This window comes from Candidatus Desulforudis audaxviator MP104C (assembly GCF_000018425.1).
Taxonomy (GTDB): Bacteria; Bacillota; Desulfotomaculia; order Desulfotomaculales; family Desulforudaceae; genus Desulforudis; species Desulforudis audaxviator.
On sequence record NC_010424.1, the window covers coordinates 81,861 to 98,729 of the forward strand.

13 protein-coding genes and 1 pseudogene are annotated in these 16,869 nt (G+C 62.2%); 12 read left to right on the forward strand and 2 right to left on the reverse strand.

What is annotated here, in order from left to right; genetic code table 11:
- Complete coding sequence (locus DAUD_RS00440) at window positions 1–291, reverse strand: NfeD family protein (RefSeq protein ID WP_012301242.1); 291 nt, start codon at window positions 289–291, stop codon at window positions 1–3.
- Between the two features lie 551 nt (window positions 292–842).
- On the opposite strand from DAUD_RS00440, the gene DAUD_RS00445 reads away from it, so the two are divergent.
- The 3 genes from DAUD_RS00445 (at window position 843) to DAUD_RS12210 (ending at window position 1,669) form a co-directional block, all read left to right on the forward strand.
- A complete protein-coding gene (locus tag DAUD_RS00445) occupies window positions 843–1,094 on the forward strand; it encodes a sigma factor-like helix-turn-helix DNA-binding protein (protein WP_012301243.1) in 252 nt (83 codons plus the stop codon).
- Window positions 1,075–1,419, forward strand: coding sequence for an FtsB family cell division protein (locus tag DAUD_RS00450; RefSeq protein ID WP_012301244.1), 345 nt, complete (start codon window positions 1,075–1,077; stop codon window positions 1,417–1,419). The genes DAUD_RS00445 and DAUD_RS00450 overlap by 20 nt, the downstream gene beginning before the upstream one ends.
- A gap of 88 nt (window positions 1,420–1,507) precedes the next feature.
- On the forward strand, window positions 1,508–1,669 hold the full coding sequence (locus tag DAUD_RS12210) for a hypothetical protein (protein WP_166485047.1): 162 nt from the start codon (window positions 1,508–1,510) through the stop codon (window positions 1,667–1,669).
- Window positions 1,670–1,736: 67 nt separating this feature from the next.
- Here DAUD_RS12210 and hisG read toward each other — a convergent pair whose 3' ends face one another.
- On the reverse strand, window positions 1,737–2,606 hold the full coding sequence (gene hisG, locus DAUD_RS00455; protein WP_012301245.1) for an ATP phosphoribosyltransferase: 870 nt from the start codon (window positions 2,604–2,606) through the stop codon (window positions 1,737–1,739).
- Between the two features lie 333 nt (window positions 2,607–2,939).
- Between hisG and DAUD_RS00460 the strand changes: the two genes are divergently transcribed.
- The 9 genes and pseudogenes from DAUD_RS00460 (at window position 2,940) to DAUD_RS00500 (ending at window position 16,863) form a co-directional block, all read left to right on the forward strand.
- Window positions 2,940–3,842 (forward strand): Ppx/GppA phosphatase family protein, encoded by a 903-nt coding sequence (locus tag DAUD_RS00460; RefSeq protein ID WP_242647854.1) that lies wholly within the window; start codon window positions 2,940–2,942, stop codon window positions 3,840–3,842.
- A 77-nt stretch (window positions 3,843–3,919) separates the two neighbouring features.
- Window positions 3,920–6,340: a stage II sporulation protein E gene (spoIIE, locus tag DAUD_RS00465; RefSeq protein WP_012301247.1), complete on the forward strand. Its 2,421-nt coding sequence runs from the start codon at window positions 3,920–3,922 to the stop codon at window positions 6,338–6,340.
- Window positions 6,341–6,427: 87 nt separating this feature from the next.
- The gene (gene tilS / locus DAUD_RS00470) at window positions 6,428–7,840 is read left to right on the forward strand and encodes a tRNA lysidine(34) synthetase TilS (RefSeq protein WP_012301248.1); all 1,413 of its coding nucleotides are present in this window, start codon (window positions 6,428–6,430) and stop codon (window positions 7,838–7,840) included.
- Between the two features lie 82 nt (window positions 7,841–7,922).
- A complete protein-coding gene (gene ftsH / locus DAUD_RS00475; RefSeq protein ID WP_049752518.1) occupies window positions 7,923–9,782 on the forward strand; it encodes an ATP-dependent zinc metalloprotease FtsH in 1,860 nt (619 codons plus the stop codon).
- A gap of 2 nt (window positions 9,783–9,784) precedes the next feature.
- A complete protein-coding gene (gene ndk, locus DAUD_RS00480; RefSeq protein WP_012301250.1) occupies window positions 9,785–10,237 on the forward strand; it encodes a nucleoside-diphosphate kinase in 453 nt (150 codons plus the stop codon).
- A complete protein-coding gene (locus DAUD_RS00485) occupies window positions 10,234–11,934 on the forward strand; it encodes a formate--tetrahydrofolate ligase (protein ID WP_012301251.1) in 1,701 nt (566 codons plus the stop codon). Before ndk ends, DAUD_RS00485 begins: the two co-directional genes overlap by 4 nt.
- 192 nt (window positions 11,935–12,126) lie before the next feature.
- A pseudogene (locus tag DAUD_RS13180) lies at window positions 12,127–12,408 on the forward strand (DUF134 domain-containing protein); the annotation flags it as partial.
- 207 nt (window positions 12,409–12,615) lie between these two features.
- Window positions 12,616–13,530 carry an Mrp/NBP35 family ATP-binding protein gene (locus DAUD_RS00495; protein ID WP_012301253.1) on the forward strand — a complete coding sequence of 305 codons (915 nt, stop codon included), beginning with the start codon at window positions 12,616–12,618 and terminating at the stop codon, window positions 13,528–13,530.
- Between the two features lie 291 nt (window positions 13,531–13,821).
- On the forward strand, window positions 13,822–16,863 hold the full coding sequence (locus tag DAUD_RS00500; RefSeq protein ID WP_012301254.1) for a CoB--CoM heterodisulfide reductase iron-sulfur subunit A family protein: 3,042 nt from the start codon (window positions 13,822–13,824) through the stop codon (window positions 16,861–16,863).
- Window positions 16,864–16,869: the final 6 nt, after the last annotated feature.

Genomic DNA, 16,869 nt, shown 5'->3' on the forward strand with positions numbered 1-16,869 from the left:
TTATCTCCTCATCAGGCGGCGCCACAGTACGAACAAAAGGCCGGCGCCCAGGGCAAAAAACAGTATGATGGCACCGATGGCCAGTACCAGGCAGACGGCAACCAGACCGGCCACGGCCAAGACAGCCAGGGCCAGCGGGGAAAAAGGCCTGGTGTTCTTGTAGTAGTAAAAGCGACCCTGCCAGGTCCCGTTCTCCGGCCTGCGAGGTCCTCCTTGGGTCTTCCGCTTTTCAGGGACGTACTCCACGATCATTTCGGGTTTCCGATCTTTCCCCCGGTCTTGATCGTTCATGATACACACTCCTCAGCCTGTGCCCTAAACAAGCATTCAGAACCCATCATCGAGTGCCGTTTGCTCGTCAAGGTCATTCTTAACGTACCATATTCCTTAATTCTTCTGCATGTTAGGGGGTTTCTCCTTCCAGGGATCCTTTCTCGGCACCAATGCCCCGTGGAAGCGCCAACCGGATAGAGGGTTCCCAATAACGCCACCGGACAGGCCGGTCAAGCCAGTCCAAACGTGGTTCATTCTGCACAGGATATGAGCATGATGGTGCAGCAGGTGGGCCAGCTGGCGCAAGATCTAGCGAAACGGGCTGATGATCTGCGCGAATCTGTAAAAGTCTTCAAGCTTTAATAGTCGGATTGTCGTTCGGCACTGCCGATGACCTTCATTCCCGATTATCCCCGGGCCTTACCCCTTATGGCGGGCCCGAGTATTTTATTTATTTTTTGGAATTTTTTTTACTGCACGGCAGGGAAATCCTTGCTTTAATAGAATAGCAACACTTAATTTCTGTAGTCAAATTGTACACACACTGTGGACAAGGCCGTGGATAAGCGGTGCAGATCGAAATCAGAGGCGCCGAGCGCCTCAGCCTTCGTGAGCGCCAGGTGGTAGCGCTCAAGGAACTCGGCTATTCCAACGGTGCCGTGGCGAAGAAGCTAGGCTTGAGCCCGAGCACCGTGGCCACCCTTTTCAACCGGGCCCGAACCAAGGGTTACCAGGTGGTGCTGGTCATCAGCGGCGACCCGCTGGGCATCTTCGGTGAAGAGGAAGGAGGTGAGCCCGACAGTGCAGACGACGACGGCTAGGCGCCGGTTCAACCCGGTGAAGAGCAGGCTGCCGGTTATGCTCCTGATCGTCCTGCTGACCTATTTCTCAGTGTCTCTCGGCTTCCAGTTGAACAAGCTCTGGACCATGCAGAACTCGATCATGGAGATGAAGGATCAGGTGGTACAACTGCGGAGCCAGAATGAATACCTGTGGGAACGCCTAACCATACTGCAATCGGAGGGTTACATCGAAGAGACGGCCCGGGAGCGCCTGGGCCTGATCAGGCCGGGGGAAGTGCGGATCGTGCCGGTGCTTCCGGAGGACAGTGGCGGTCAGATACCGGACCGGAGTATCAAAGACTGAGAAAAGAGGATATTTGTACCGGTTAGGCGAAATGTTAAGCAACATCCGGACCACGTCTGCCGTGCCCGGGAGGGGGCGTGTACAGGCGGTGAACATAAAAAGGAACAAGAAGAAATACCGGCCAACGCTGCGTATCAGGGTGCGCCGCACGCTCGGCTTCGTGCTGGGGGTTTTTTTCCTCGTCCTTATTGACTTTGGCTACCATATCCTACCTGGGTTGACCAGAAGATTCAAGAGAAAAACCAAGTAAGCCTCCGGATGAACCGGGGGCCTACGTTGGTTGACCGGGCGCCAATTATTAAGCGTACTACTCGAAGTCAGGGAATGACCTTGTTCAACGGGTACTCAATGATATCTTGGGCTCCGGCCCTTTTCAGGATCGGGATCAGGTCCCGCACCTGCTGCTCGTTCAGGATGGTCTCGATGGCGACCCAGTCGCTGTTGAACAACTGGGAGACAGTCGGGTGTTTCATTGCGGGGAGCACGCCGAGCACGGCGTCGATCCGGTCTCCCGGGACGTTCATCTTCAGCCCGACCATGTTCTCGGCCCGGAGGGCCCCGGTTAGCAGGACAGTGAGATTCAGTAGTTTCTCGCGTTTCCAAGGATCGGCCCAGGCAGCCCGGTTGGCGTGCAGTTTGGTGTTGGACTCCAGGATGACGGCCAGAATCCGCAGGTTGTTAGCCCGCAGCGAACTCCCGGTTTCGGTCAGGTCGGCGATGGCGTCAACCAGATTGGGCACTTTAACCTCGGTGGCACCGTAGGAATACTCAACAATGGCCTCCACGCCCTGCGCCGCCAAATACCGGCGGGTCACGTTCACCAGTTCGGTGGCGATCCGCTTGCCCTGCAGGTCGCGCACTTCTCTGATATCGCTGTCGTTGGCCACCGCCAGGACCAAGCGTACCGGCCGCTGAGACCGTTTGCTGTAGATTAGGTCGGCCACCTCGACCACATCGGCCTCGTTTTCCATGATCCAGTCGAGGCCGCTCAAGCCGGCGTCGAGTACGCCCTCGTGCACGTAGCGGGGAATCTCCTGGGCCCGCATCAGCAGGATTTCGAGTTCAGGGTCGTTTACGGCCGGGTAGTAGGAGCGGGAATTAACCTGCAAGTCGTAGCCCGCCTTCTTGAACAGTTGGAAGGTCTTCTCCTGCAAGCTCCCCTTGGGCAGTCCGAGACGCAGTTTCAATGTATTTGGTCCTCCTTGGGTGATGATTATTGCCACGTGCCGCACATGCTTATGTATACCGGAAAAAAGCGGAACCGTCAACCGGACCTTGAGAGGTGGGAGGCGGGATGTGAGAGGTGAGAAGTGAGAAGTGAGAAGTGGGAGGGAAAGAGAGGTACCAGGCACTTAACTTATTTTGCCGGGATGCTGGTCAAGAAAACTCAAAGGGGCAATCCCCGAAAAAGGTGTCAGACACCTTTTTCTTTCCAAGAAGATCAGATCTGGGTTTCTATGTCCTGGTGTACACTATTATTGTCAGGGCTGATAAGTACCGGCACCCGGGAGGGAAAGCAGTTGACTACCTTGGTCGGCGTGATCGACATCGGCACCAACTCCACCCGGCTGTTAATCGCCCGGGTATCGGCCAAAGGGCGGCTGGACGTCGTCCGGACGGCGTTGACCACCACCCGCCTGGGTGAAAGTTTGGCCGGCGGCGTGCTCCTGGACCGGGCCATGGCCCGGACGATCGACTGCCTGGTCGGGTACCGGGCGGCGCTTGCCGAATACGGGGCGGACGAGGTGGTGGTGGCGGCCACCGCGGCCGTCCGCGAGGCGGCCAACCGGGACGAATTCCTGAGGCGGGTGATGGACGCCACCGGCTTCAAGGTGCGGGTGCTCTCCGGGCCCGAGGAGGCGGCCTACGGATTCCTGGGGGTGGTTTCAGGCCTGGACCTGGACCCGGCCGATATTGTGGTCGCCGATGTCGGGGGGGGCAGCACCGAGTTTGTCTGGCTCGAGGAAGGGTCGCCGGCCTGCCGGAGCCTGCCCGTCGGCGCGGTGCGGATGACCGAGAAGCCCCACACCGACGCCGAAATCGCCGCCCTGATCCGCCCGCTGGTGGACGAGATGCGCGGGCGGGACGCCCGGCAACTGGTGGGGGTGGGCGGGACGGTCACCACCCTGGCGGCCATGGTGCTCGAACTGGACGTCTACGACCCGGAGCGGGTCCACGGTATGAAACTGGACCGGGCAGCGGTCCACCGGCTCTCGGTGCGCCTGGAGGCAGCCGGACTGGCCGAGCGGAAACGCATGCCGGGACTGCAGCCGGAGCGGGCCGACATTATCCCGGCCGGGGCACGGATCGTGCATTGCATCATGCAGGTGCTTGAAGCGCCCGACCTGATCGTGAGCGAGGCCGACATTCTTCACGGACTGGCTCTGTACGGTCATCCGGTTGTCGAAAGAAAAACGGAGTAGATTAACCCAATCTGACAGGAATCTCCCAGGACGTATATTACAATAAAGTTAAATTCCATGTTCTGGGAGTTGAGCAAGTGGCCGATCATTCGAACGCCTATCAGGTACGGCAGCGAACCGGCGAATGGGCCGGAGTGGGTATTCCGCGCCGCTATCGCCGCCGGCCGCCCATCCGGCCGGCCTGGGGACGGGCCCTGGATCTACTGCACTGGCAGAAGCTAGGGCTTATTATTTTGGCCTTCTTCCTGGGCCGGACCGTGCTGCTCGGGGAACTCAGCCCCTTTGTGATTGCCTTTGCGGGCGTGGCCGTCCACCTCTTTGGACCCTGGGGCTGGCCGGCGGTGTTCGCCGGTATCGCCGGGCAAGCCACGGTCCTGATTTGGTCCGAACTGGCGCCGGTGCTTCTGGTCCTGGGCGCCGTCGGGCTGGGCCTCAGGACGATTCCGGCCGACTTCCGGCGGCCCCGGGTGGCGGTGGCGGTACTGGTCGCGACGGCGACGGTGGTGATCAAGGGTTCATACCTGGCCTTTTCAGGAGCGGTGCTGTACGAGTACGTGGCCGTGTTCTTCGAAAGCCTGCTGGCCGGGACGCTCGCCTACGTGTTCCTGATCGCGCTTTCACCGCGTTCCCGCCCGCTGACAGTGGAAAATTTCTTTTGTGTACTGGTGCTCCTGGCGGCGGCGGTGGCCGGCACCGGAAACCTGGGCTGGGGCCTGTTCTCACTGCACGGCTTCCTGAGCAAGTTTACAATCCTGGTCGCCGCCGGGTTGGGCGGGGCCGGGTTGGGTGCCGCCGCCGGGGCGGTGGTGGGGATCATCCCCGGTATCGCCTACACCGTGATGCCGGCGGTCGCGGGGGTGTACGCTTTTGCCGGATTTCTGGGCGGCGCCTTCCGGCACTTCGGCAAGCCGGGGGTGGCCGCCGGTTTTCTGCTGGGCAACATTCTGCTGGCGGTATACATCGGTGAGCACCGGGAACTGGTGGGAGTACTGGCGGAGGCCGGGGCGGCGGCGGCCCTATTCGCGGTGATTCCGGCGAAGTGGTATCAGGAGCTGCGCTCCCTGATTCCGGGCGGGATCGCCGGTACGGCCGTTTCCGAGGAGCGGATCCAGGAGTTGGTCCGGAACAGGGTGCGCAGCTGGGCCCGCATGTTTGCAGAGCTGGCCCGCACCTTTGCCCAGGTTTCACCTGCGGGGCTGGAGCCCGGAACCGAAAAACCGTTGCGTGAGCTGTTGAACGAGGTCGGGAACCGCATCTGCAAGGACTGCAACCTGCACCGGAGTTGCTGGGAGCGGGACGCGGATCGCATCAACGAGCAATTCGCAGCCACGCTGGCTCAGGTTGAGGCTTCCGGCCGGGTGGGCCCGGAGGACTTCCCGGAAGAAATCCGGCGGAAATGCCTGCGGCAAAAGGAAATGGCGGTCGCTCTCACCTGCCTTTACGAGACCTACCGGGTGAACCGGTACTGGTACCGGAGGCTGGTAGAGAGCCGCGAAGTCGTGTCCGAACACTTGCGCGGCCTGTCCCGGATTATGAACAACCTGGCCACCGAACTGTGCAGCGCCGTGGAACGGGCCGGCCAGCTGGAAGGCCTGCTGCGCCGGAAGCTGCGGGAGTTAGACGTGCCCGTCCACCGCATCGAAACCCGGCACCGGGAAGACTCCCGGTTGGAGATCATCATCAGCCGCCCCTCCTGCCGGAGTGAACTGGCCTGCCGGTACGTGGTGGCCCCGCTGGTTTCACGGGTGGTCGGCCAGCCGTTCATGGTCAGCGACACCAGTTGCACCCGGGAGGAGAACGCTGCCGACTGCACCTTCCGGCTGCAGCCGGCCCTCCGCTACCGGGTGGCGGTCGGGCTGGCCCAGGTGGGTAAGGCCGGGAGCACCATATCGGGGGATACCGCCTCCTACCTGGAACTGGAATCCGGAAAATTCTTCCTGCTTTTGAGCGACGGGATGGGAGTGGGTTCTCAGGCCGCGCTGGAAAGCAGCACCACTGTTTCCCTGCTCGAGCACATGTTCCGGGCCGGCTTCGGCAAGGATATGGCCGTGAAAATAGTGAACTCGATCCTGCTTCTGCGGGCGCCGGACGAGAGTTTCGCCACCGTGGACCTGGCGGTCATTGATCTCTACACGGCGCAGGCCGAATTCATTAAGATCGGGGCGGCGCCGGGTTTCGTGGTCGGCGCCAACACGGTGAGTGTGATTGAGAGTACCGCTCTGCCGGTGGGCATCATCAAGGAGATCGACTTCACCCCGGTGGTGTGCGGACTGGCGGCGGGCGACCTGGTGGTGATGGTCACCGACGGGGTGCTGGACTGCTACCGGGGTCCGCTGGAGAAGGAAACGTGGCTTGGGGAGCTTCTCCGGGACCTGCCGCGGACCGATCCCCAACGGTTGGCCGAGCTGATACTGCAGCAGGCCCGGCACGCCGCCGGCAAGAGCATTCCCGACGACATGACGGTCCTGGTCGGGAGAATGGAAGAGGCTGGGCCTTAGCGGGTCCGAGAAAGAGGAAAACATTCGCCCACGTGGAATGCGTACAGGACAACTTTTCTTTTTTTCTTAAGGGTACGGGTGGGCGTCATGGACCTGCAGGACCGGGTACAACAGTACATACTCCGGCACCGGATGCTGGAGCCGGGAATGGGCGTACTGGTAGGAGTTTCCGGGGGCCCGGACTCGGTGGCCCTGCTGGACGTCCTTTACGGCTTGCGTGCCGTATTGGGTATTTCCATCACGGTGGCCCATCTGAACCACCGGCTGCGGGGCGCCGAGGCCGAAGCGGACGCCCGTTACGTTCGGAAACTGGCCGAAAAGTTCGGTCTGCCTTGTATCGTCGAGGAATGTGACGTGCCGACCTTTCGGAAAGCCGAACGTCTCTCCATCCAGACGGCAGCGCGGGAACTCCGGTATGAGTTCTTTGCCCGGGCGGCCCGGGAGACCGGGGCCCGGCGGGTGGCCCTCGGCCACCACGCGGACGACCAGGCGGAGACCATCCTGCACCACTTTCTCCGCGGCACCGGACCGGCCGGCCTGGCCGGCATCGCGCCGGTCAGGGGCCTTTTCATCCGGCCCCTGCTCGGCATCCGGCGCCGGGAGATCGAAGCCTACTGCCGCGCCCGGGGTCTCGACCCCCGGCTTGACCCTTCCAACCTCGATCCCGTCTACACCCGGAACCGGCTGCGGGCCGAACTCCTGCCCCTGCTTGAAACCGAATACAACCCGAATTTGGTGACGGCCCTGTTGCGCCTGGGCGAGATCTGCCGGGCGGAAAACGACTACATGGAGGAACAAACGGAGACCATCTTCCGGCGATCGGCTGCGCCGACGGACGGCTGTGTCCGGCTCGACGCGGATAGGGTGGCCGCCCTGCCCCCGGCGATCGGGCGGCGGATGATCCGCAGGGCGTGGTCGGAGCTGGCCGGGGACCCGGGGGCGCTCGATTTCGACCATGTGGAACGGGTCCTCGAACTGGCCCGCGCCGCGGCCGGCGGCAAACGGCTGGACCTGCCGCGGGGAATTCGGGTGGAAAGACAGTTTGCCGCGCTGGTTTTCAGCCTAGGCCCCGACCCGGCCGAATACGGAGCGTGGCACTATGTGCTGGTGGTTCCCGGTCGGACGGAGCTGCCGGAGGTCGGGCTGCTGATCACCACCGACATCCGGCCCGCGGAACAGGCCTGGCGACCGGAAACGCTCCAACCCGGGCAGGCGGCGGTGGACCTCGACACCCTGACCCTGCCGCTGGTCGTCCGCAACCGCAGGCCCGGAGACGTGTTTTGGCCGCAGGGGGCCGGCGGCCGGATGAAACTGAAAGAGTTCCTGATTAACAATAAAGTGCTCCGGCCGGAGCGGGACCGGATTCCGCTGGTCTTTGACGGCGAGGGCCGCCTGGTCTGGGTGGCCGGCTACCGGATCGCCGAGTTCTGCAAGCTGACCCCCGGGACCCGTTCGGTGCTGCTCCTGACCGTCTCGGAGCCCGGCCCCGGCGTGGTTTGAACTTTGTTGAAAGTGGAAATAAAATGTGATAATATACCCCTGTTGTGGACCAACTAGTGAGCGTCCGAAGGGAGTGGACTTGTTGAACCGGGTTATCAAGAACCTGAGTATATACATCCTGATTGTTCTGGTGGTTATCGCCCTGCTCAAATACAGCTCCCCGGGTCCCACCGACGTAAAAACCCTTGACTATAACGAGTTTTTCCGGGCCGTGAACAACGGTCAGGTGGCGTCCGTGGTGATCAAGACGGACAACGAGACCAACATCATCACGGGCCGTTTGCGGGATGGTACCAGTTTTGAAACCAAAGGTCCCGGCAGCCACCAGGCTCTGTTGACGCTGCTCGTTGAAAAGAACGTTAATTGGAAGCAGGAGTTGCCGGACCGGCCCAGTTGGCTGACGACCATGTTTATGTCGTTCCTGCCCATCCTGCTTTTGGTCGGGTTGTTCTTCTTCCTCATGCAACAGACGCAAGGCGGGGGCAGCCGGGTGATGTCGTTCGGCAAGAGCCGGGCCAAACTGCACACGGAGGAGAAAACCCGGGTTACTTTTTCCGATGTGGCCGGGGTGGACGAGGTTAAGGAGGAACTCCAGGAACTGGTCGAATTCCTCAAGGAACCCCGTAAGTTCAGCGAGATCGGGGCCCGGATTCCCAAGGGCGTCCTGCTGTTCGGGCCGCCCGGCACCGGCAAGACCCTGTTGGCCCGGGCGGTAGCCGGGGAAGCCGGCGTCCCCTTTTACAGCATCAGCGGTTCGGATTTCGTGGAGATGTTCGTGGGCGTTGGGGCGTCCCGGGTTCGGGACCTGTTTGAGAACGCCAAGAAAAACGCCCCGTGCATCGTGTTTATCGACGAGATCGACGCGGTCGGCCGCCAGCGCGGCGCTGGCCTCGGCGGCGGTCACGACGAGCGGGAGCAGACCTTAAACCAGTTGCTGGTGGAGATGGACGGGTTCAGCCCCACCGAGGGGATCATCGTCGTCGCCGCCACCAACCGTCCGGACATCCTGGACCCCGCCCTGCTGCGGCCCGGACGTTTCGACCGGCAGATCATCGTCACCCAGCCGGACATCAACGGCCGCCGGGAGATCCTGGCCGTGCACGCCCGGAACAAGCCGCTGGCGGACGACGTCGAATTGGACGTGATTGCCCGTCGTACCCCGGGTTTTTCCGGGGCCGATCTGGAAAACCTGATCAACGAGGCCGCCCTGCTGGCGGCGCGGGCAAACAAAAAGCGCATTGGCATGGAAGAACTCGAAAATGCTATTGAACGGGTGATCGCCGGGCCGGCCAAGAAGTCCCGGGTGATCAGCGACTACGAAAAGAAGCTCGTGTCCTACCACGAGTCCGGTCACGCGCTGGTCAGCTACTTCTTGCCGAACAGCGATCCGGTGCACAAGATCTCGATCATCCCGCGGGGGCGGGCCGGGGGCTACACTCTCCTCTTGCCCAAGGAGGAGCGGTACTACGCGACCCGTTCGCAGCTCCTGGACCAGATCACGATGCTGCTGGGCGGCCGGGTGGCCGAGGAGTTGGTGCTGGAGGAGATCAGCACCGGTGCTCAGAACGACCTGGAGCGCGCCACCGAAATCGCGCGAAAGATGATTATGGAATATGGGATGAGCGACGAACTGGGGCCGCTGACTTTGGGCCGGCGGCAGGATACGCCTTTCCTGGGGCGCGACCTAGCCCGCGACCGGAACTACTCCGAAGAGGTGGCCAGCGCCATCGACCAAGAGGTACGCCGGATCATCGACGAGTGTTACCGGCGGGCGGAGGCTATCCTGACCGACAATATGCAGGGGCTGCACCAGGTGGCCACCACGCTGTTCGATAATGAGACCATTGAAGGCAAAGAGTTCGAGGCGTTGATGGAGGCGGCCACCGGCGCGGCAAGGCCGGAAGCGGCCCGGCACGGGGTGGCCCAGCAAGGAGGAGCGTAAGTTTGGACAGAACCTTTGTGATGGTGAAACCGGACGGCGTCCAGCGGGGGCTGGTGGGCGAGGTGATCACCCGGTTTGAGCGCCGCGGCTTCAAGCTGGTGGCACTCAAACTGCTCTGGATCGACCGGGGTTTGGCGGAGCGGCATTACGAGGAACACCGGGGCAAGCCCTTTTTTGACGAACTGGTCCGGTACATTACCTCCGGTCCGGTCGCGGCCATGGTTCTGGAGGGCAGGGAAGTGGTCACGACGGTCCGCGAGATGATGGGGGCCACCCAGCCGGCCAAGGCGCTGCCCGGCACGATACGCGGCACCTACGGCATCGACGTCGGCCGGAATATCGTCCACGGTTCCGATTCGGCGGCCAGCGCCGCGCGGGAGATCGGGCTTTTCTTTGCGGACGGGGAACTGATCGAGTACGAGCGGGCGCTGGACCCCTGGATTTACGAAAGATGACGTTTAGGACGGACCTGGAGATCGCCCAGGCGCACCAGATGATACCCATTACCGATCTGGCAGCTTCAATCGGCCTGTCGGAGGAAGACATTGACCTGTACGGGCGGTACAAGGCCAAGATCGGCCTGCATGTACTGGAAAAGTTCAAGGAACGACCGGCCGGCAGACTGATCGACGTCACGGCCGTCACCCCCACCCCTCTTGGCGAAGGAAAAACCCTGACCACCATCGGATTGACTCAGGGTCTAGGCCGGATCGGTAAACGGGCGGCCTGCACCCTGCGCCAGCCTTCCATGGGCCCGGTGTTCGGGATCAAAGGCGGTGCCGCCGGGGGCGGGTACGCCCAAGTGGTGCCCATGGAGGACCTTAATCTGCATTTCACCGGCGACATCCACGCGGTGGGGCAGGCCCACAACCTGCTGGCCGCCATGCTCGACGCCTCGCTTTATCACGGCAACCCGCACGATATCGACCTGCACACGATCACCTGGACACGAGTCATGGACGTGAACGACCGGGCCCTGCGGGACGTGGTGGTGGGCCTGGGGGGACCGGTCAACGGCTATCCCCGGGAGGCTGCCTTTGAAGCGACGACCGCTTCGGAGGTCATGGCCGTTCTCGCGCTTGCCGACGGCATCCAGAACCTGCGCCAGCGCCTGGGGCGGATAGTGGTGGGCTTCAACCGAAAAGGCCACCCGGTCACGGCCGAGGACCTTCAGGGTGCCGGGGCGATGGCGGTGATTCTCAAGGAAGCGGTCAAGCCCAACCTGATTCAGACGCTGGAGGGACAGCCCTGCATCGTGCACGCCGGACCGTTCGCCAACATCGCCCACGGGCAGTGTTCGGTGCTGGCCGACCGGATGGCGTTGAAACTGGTCGATTACGTGGTGACCGAAAGCGGGTTCGGCGCGGACCTGGGAATGGAAAAATTCATGGACATCAAGTGCCGGCAGTCGGGGCTCCGGCCCGACTGCGTGGTGGTCACCTGCACGATACGGTCCCTGAAGATGCACGGCGGTGTCGGCCGGATCATCCCCGGCAAGCCCCTGCCCGAGGAGATCAGGCGGGAGAACCCGGCCGCGGTCGCGGAGGGGTGCCGAAACCTGGCGCACATGATCAAAATCGCCCACTATTACGGGGTGCCGGTGGTGGTCGCCGTGAACCGTTTCCTCGAGGATACGGACGCCGAGGTTGAGACCGTGCTCCGGGAGGCGGTGCGCGCCGGGGCCCTGAGCGCGCATCCGGTCACCGCCTGGGCGGAAGGCGGGGCGGGAGCCGTCGACCTCGCCGCCGGTGTTGTGTCGGCCTGCGAGCGGGGCGGGGAGTTCCGCCTGCTTTATCCGGATGAACTGTCAATCAAGGAAAAAATCGAGGTGCTCGCCCGGCGGGTCTACAACGCGGACGAGGTGGCCTACGAGCCCCTGGCCGAGAAAAAGATCGCCCGCTTCGAAGAACTGGGCTGGGGGCGGCTACCGATCTGCATGGCCAAGACGCACCTGTCCATCTCCCACGACCCCATGCTGCGGAACGTACCTTCGGGGTATGTGTTTCCGATCCGGGACATCCGGGTATCGCTCGGCGCTGGGTTTTTGTATCCCTTGGCCGGGGCGATGCTTACCATGCCCGGCCTGCCCTCCCGGCCCGCCGCCTTCGGGATTGATATCGACGAGCGCGGACGGGTAAAGGGGCTGTTTTGAGGGGGAAGAATTCAGGAGTCAGAATACAGATTCAAGAAGGAGAAGGACGGAGTTAGGCGATAGGGAAAGCATTTTGAGAGCAATCACGGGCCTTGATCCCGAATTATATTTTCGGAAGACTCCCAGCCGGCGGACATTGTTGACATATGCCCGTTAGCTGCGTATAATTCGGGTGTAAGGAGAGAATAGCCGATGGGAAGACCGCCAAAATGCCGCCGGGTTGAGTTCATCCCCCAGTGCACCTACTTCAAACCGGCCGGGATTCCCTTGTGGAACCTGGAGGAAGTGGGTCTGGCGGTGGAAGAAGTGGAAGCGTTGCGTCTCAAGGACCTGGAAGGGTTGGAGCAGGAGGATTGCGCCGAGCGCATGGGGATTTCACGTCCCACTTTCCAGCGGATTCTAACCGGTGCGCGTTCCAAGGTGGCCCAAGCCCTGGTAACGGGCAGGGCGATCCGGGTGGAGGGCGGGAACTTCGAGTACGTGGCGCGGCGCTTGCGCTGCACCGGGTGCCGGGCGGAATGGGAACCGGATCCCAGCGACTTGAACGAGCAACAATGCCCGAAATGCGGCGGCAAGGAACTCATGACCCGGCCCGAGCGGTGCTCTCGCCCGAAGCGGGGCGCCGGCAAATACCGGGTCCCGAAGAAAAGGTAGAAAAAACATCGTGGGAGGAGTGTCTTGATGGCTGCCGACAAGAATAACGGTGGTGCCTGCGGGGTTACCGGGGGCGGGGGCTGCCCGAGTAGCGCGGCCTGCAGTATGCCCGAGGCCCGGACCTGCGGTCAGTCCGCGCCGAGGTCGCACGTGCTGGAGCCGAACCCGCAGTCCGCGGTGAAAAACGTGATCGCGGTAATGAGCGGCAAGGGCGGCGTGGGCAAATCCGCGGTGACGGCGCTTCTGGCCGTGACCCTGGCGCGTCAGGGTTACAAGGTCGGCATCCTGGATGCCGACCTGACCGGACCGAGCATCCCCAAGATCTTCGGTCTTCACGAACGGCCGGAACTGGAAGAGGAGTCGATCAAGCCGGTAAAGACCCGTATTTACGGTATCGGCGTCATCTCGATCAACCTGCTCTTGGAGCGGGAGGACGAACCGGTGATCTGGCGGGGCCCGATCATCGCCAGCGCCATCCAGCAGTTCTGGACCGAGGTCGGATGGGGTGAACTCGACTACCTGCTGGTTGATCTGCCGCCCGGGACGGGCGATGCACCCCTTTCCGTGATGCAGTTCTTGCCGGTGAGCGGCGTGGTGATGGTTGCCGCGCCCCAGGAGTTGGCGGTGTTGGTGGTGCGCAAGGCGGTGCGGATGGTCAGGAAGTTACATATTCCGATCATCGGGTTTGTCGAGAACATGAGCTACACCGTGTGCCCGAAGTGCGACGAGAAACTGGAACTATTCGGTTCGTCACAGGCCGAAAGCGTGGCCGACAGCACCGGCCTGCGTCTGCTGGCCCGGATACCGCTCGATCCAAGGCTGTCCACCTTGAGCGACCAGGGCGAGGTGGAAAAATACGAAACCGAAGTCCTGGCGCACGTGCCAGCCCACCTGGACGAGATAATGAACCGGAGGCTGGAAAACCCGGGAATGCCAAGCTGAAGACAGTATTGGACAAAGACATTTCAAGAATGAATTGACAGTGAAAAAGGATGGGATTATACTGAAGGACAAGGGGGACCTTGTCCTTCGGCGATTGCCGGGTTGGATTCAGGTTCCAATCCGGTTTTTTTGTTCTCCGTATTCTCATCAGTCAGTTATCGTAGTTCGTTTTCCGGAGGGGGGGATGGAGCCGCACTTTGGTTGGTTTTCCAGCGGGCGGAGAGTGTGTTTCGAGTTCTCAGCCCGGCCTGCGTGCCGGGACGTTCTAAGGGAGGACGGGTGTGATACGGTATGCCAGATAAAATCGGATCGGTAATGGTAGTTGGCGGTGGTATCGCCGGCGTACAGGCTTCACTAGACCTGGCGGAAGCCGGATACTACGTGTACCTGGTCGAGGCCTCCACGGCCATCGGCGGCACCATGGCCCAACTGGACAAGACTTTCCCCACCAACGACTGTTCGATGTGTATCCTGTCGCCGAAGCTCGTGGAGTGCGACCGGCATCCGAACATCGAGATCATTACCCTGGCCAACCTGATTGATCTGCAAGGTGAGGCCGGGAACTTCAAAGCGACGGTATTCCAGAAACCGCGTTACGTGGATGCCGACAAGTGCGTCGCTTGCGGCGACTGTGCCGCTAAGTGTCCGGTCAAGGTTTCGGACGAATTCAACGAGGGACTGGAGATCCGGAAGATCATCGCCAACAAGTACCCGCAAGCGGTCCCGAACACCTACGCGATCACCCATCCCGAAAAGTGCCTGTACCTGACCAAGGGCGTGCAGACCGGCAAGCCGGTGTGTCTGCTCTGCCAGAAGGCGTGCGGCAAGGACGCCATCAACTGGGAGGACAAAGAGAAGACCTTCTCCCTCGACGTTGGTGCCGTCATTCTCGCCCCCGGTTTCGACGAGTTCGACCCCAAGACCATCAAGACCCTGGGTTACGGGACCCTGAAAAACGTGGTCACCAGCATCGAGTTTGAACGTATCCTCAGCGCCTCGGGTCCCTTCCAGGGCCACGTGGTCCGTCCCTCGGACCACCAGGAGGCGAAGAAGGTCGCCTGGATCCAGTGCGTGGGTTCGCGCGACCGGAGCATCGGCTGCAGCTACTGTTCTTCGGTGTGCTGCACCTACGCCATCAAGGAAGCCATGATCGCCAAGGAACACGGGGAAATGGACGCCACCATCTTCTTCATGGATATGCGCACCTACGGCAAGGGCTTTGAGGCCTACTACAACCGCGCCCAGGAAGAGACGGGCATCCGTTTCATCCGTTCCCGCAGCTTTGAACTCGGGCCCGGCAGTTCGGAGCACACGGTCAAGATCCGGTACAGCGATGAGGGCGGCGAGATCAAACACGAGGAATTCGACATCGTCGTGTTGTCGGTCGGCCTGCGGCCTTCCTCAAAGGCGATGGAGACGGCCAAGAGGATCGGTGTGGACCTGAACCAGCACGGTTTCGCGGCGACCACGACCAGCGCACCGGTGGAGACTTCCCGGCCGGGTGTGTTCGTGTGCGGTACCTTCCACGGCCCGATGGACATTCCGACCGCGGTCATGCAGGCCAGCGCGGCGGCCTCCGGTGCGGGCACCCTGCTCGCCGAAGCCCGGGGCACCCTGGTCAAGTCCGAGGAGCCCGTGGCCGAGATGGACGTGAGCGGACAGGAGCCGCGGATCGGCGTGTTCGTCTGCCACTGCGGTATCAACATCGGCTCGACCGTGGACGTTCCGTCGGTGGTGGAGTACATCAAGAACGCCCCGAACGTGGTGTACGCGGAAGAGAACCTATACTCCTGTTCATCCGACACCCAGGACAAGATCAAGGAGATAATCCTGGAGCACAAACTGAACCGTGTGGTGGTCGCGTCCTGCACCCCGCGGACGCACGAGCCCCTGTTCCGGGCCACCTGCGCCTCGGCGGGCCTGAACCCCTTCCTGTTTGAAATGGGCAACATCCGTGAGCACTGCTCCTGGGTGCACATGAAAGACAAGGAAGCGGCCACGGCTAAGGCCAAGGAAATCGTGAACCGGGCGGTGGCCAAGGCCCGCCTGCTGGAGCCCCTGCAGACGGTGACCATCGGGGTCAACAAGGACGCGCTGGTCATCGGCGGCGGTATCGCCGGAATGAACGCCGCGCTGGACCTCGCCAACCAAGGCTTCAAGGTGAGCCTGGTGGAGAAGAGCGACCAGTTGGGCGGTATGGCCCGGCGGATCCACGTGAACCTGGAAGGCATGGATGTCGGCGCCTACCTGGACGGCCTGATCGGCGCCGTTAACGCGAACCCGAACATCACCGTGTACACCGGGGCCAAGATTACGGACGTGTCCGGTTACGTCGGGAACTTCATCACCACCATCGACGTGGGCGGCCAGCCCAAGGACATCGAGCACGGCGCGGTGATCATCGCCATCGGCGGCAAGGAACTGAAGCCGTCCGAGTACTTGTACGGCCAGGACGACCGCGTGCTCACCGGCCTCGAACTGGAAGCTGAACTGGTGAAGGGCACGGACCGGGCAAAGCGGGCCAAGAACTTCGTGATGATCAACTGCGTCGGTTCCCGTGAGCCGGACCGCGTGTACTGCAGCCGGATCTGCTGCAGCGAGTCGGTGAAAAACGCCCTCAAGGCGAAGGCCCTCAATCCCGACGCCAGCGTGTACGTACTGTACCGCGACATGCGCACCTACAGCTTCAAGGAGGATTACTACGAAGAGGCCCGGCGCAAGGGCGTGATCTTCCTGCGCTACGACCCGGCCGGCAAGCCGGTGGTGTCCAACGCGGGCGGCAATCTCACGGTGACCGTGACCGACCCGATCCTCGGCGAGACCTTCGTGATCGACGCCGACCTGGTGGGGCTGGCGGCGGCCACCCTGCCGCCGGACGATTCCAGGGACATCGGTCAACTCTACAAGGTCTGTGGCGACTATGACGGCGGGTTCTTCCTGGAAGCGCACATGAAGCTGCGCCCGGTGGACTTCGCCACCGACGGTGTGTTCGTGGCCGGCCTGGCGCACGGACCGAAATTCATCGAGGAAAGCATCGCCCAGGCCCGGGCGGCGGCGGCGCGTGCGGCGACCGTCCTGACCAAGGACCTGCTGGTTGGCGGCGGCGCGGTGGCCAAGGTGGACAAGGACAAGTGTTCCGGCTGCCGGATCTGCGTCACGGTCTGCCCGTACAGCGCGATCTCCTTCCTGGAGGCGCAAAACGTGGCCGAGGTGAACGAAGTGCTGTGCAAGGGCTGCGGCACCTGCGCGGCGGCCTGCCCGTCGCACGCCGCGGAGCACCAGGGCTTCAAGGACGAGCAGCTCTTCGCGGAAATCGAGGCTTTCCTGGTATAAAGTAAG

Excerpts from the sequence above, each read along its gene's own strand:
- DAUD_RS00440 (WP_012301242.1), bottom strand. The coding sequence starts at position 291 with ATGAACGATCAAGACCGGGGGAAAGATCGGAAACCCGAAATGATCGTG.
- tilS (WP_012301248.1), top strand. The coding sequence starts at position 6,428 with ATGGACCTGCAGGACCGGGTACAACAGTACATACTCCGGCACCGGATG.
- DAUD_RS00485 (WP_012301251.1), top strand. The coding sequence starts at position 10,234 with ATGACGTTTAGGACGGACCTGGAGATCGCCCAGGCGCACCAGATGATA.
- DAUD_RS00495 (WP_012301253.1), top strand. The coding sequence starts at position 12,616 with ATGGCTGCCGACAAGAATAACGGTGGTGCCTGCGGGGTTACCGGGGGC.
- DAUD_RS00500 (WP_012301254.1), top strand. The coding sequence starts at position 13,822 with ATGCCAGATAAAATCGGATCGGTAATGGTAGTTGGCGGTGGTATCGCC.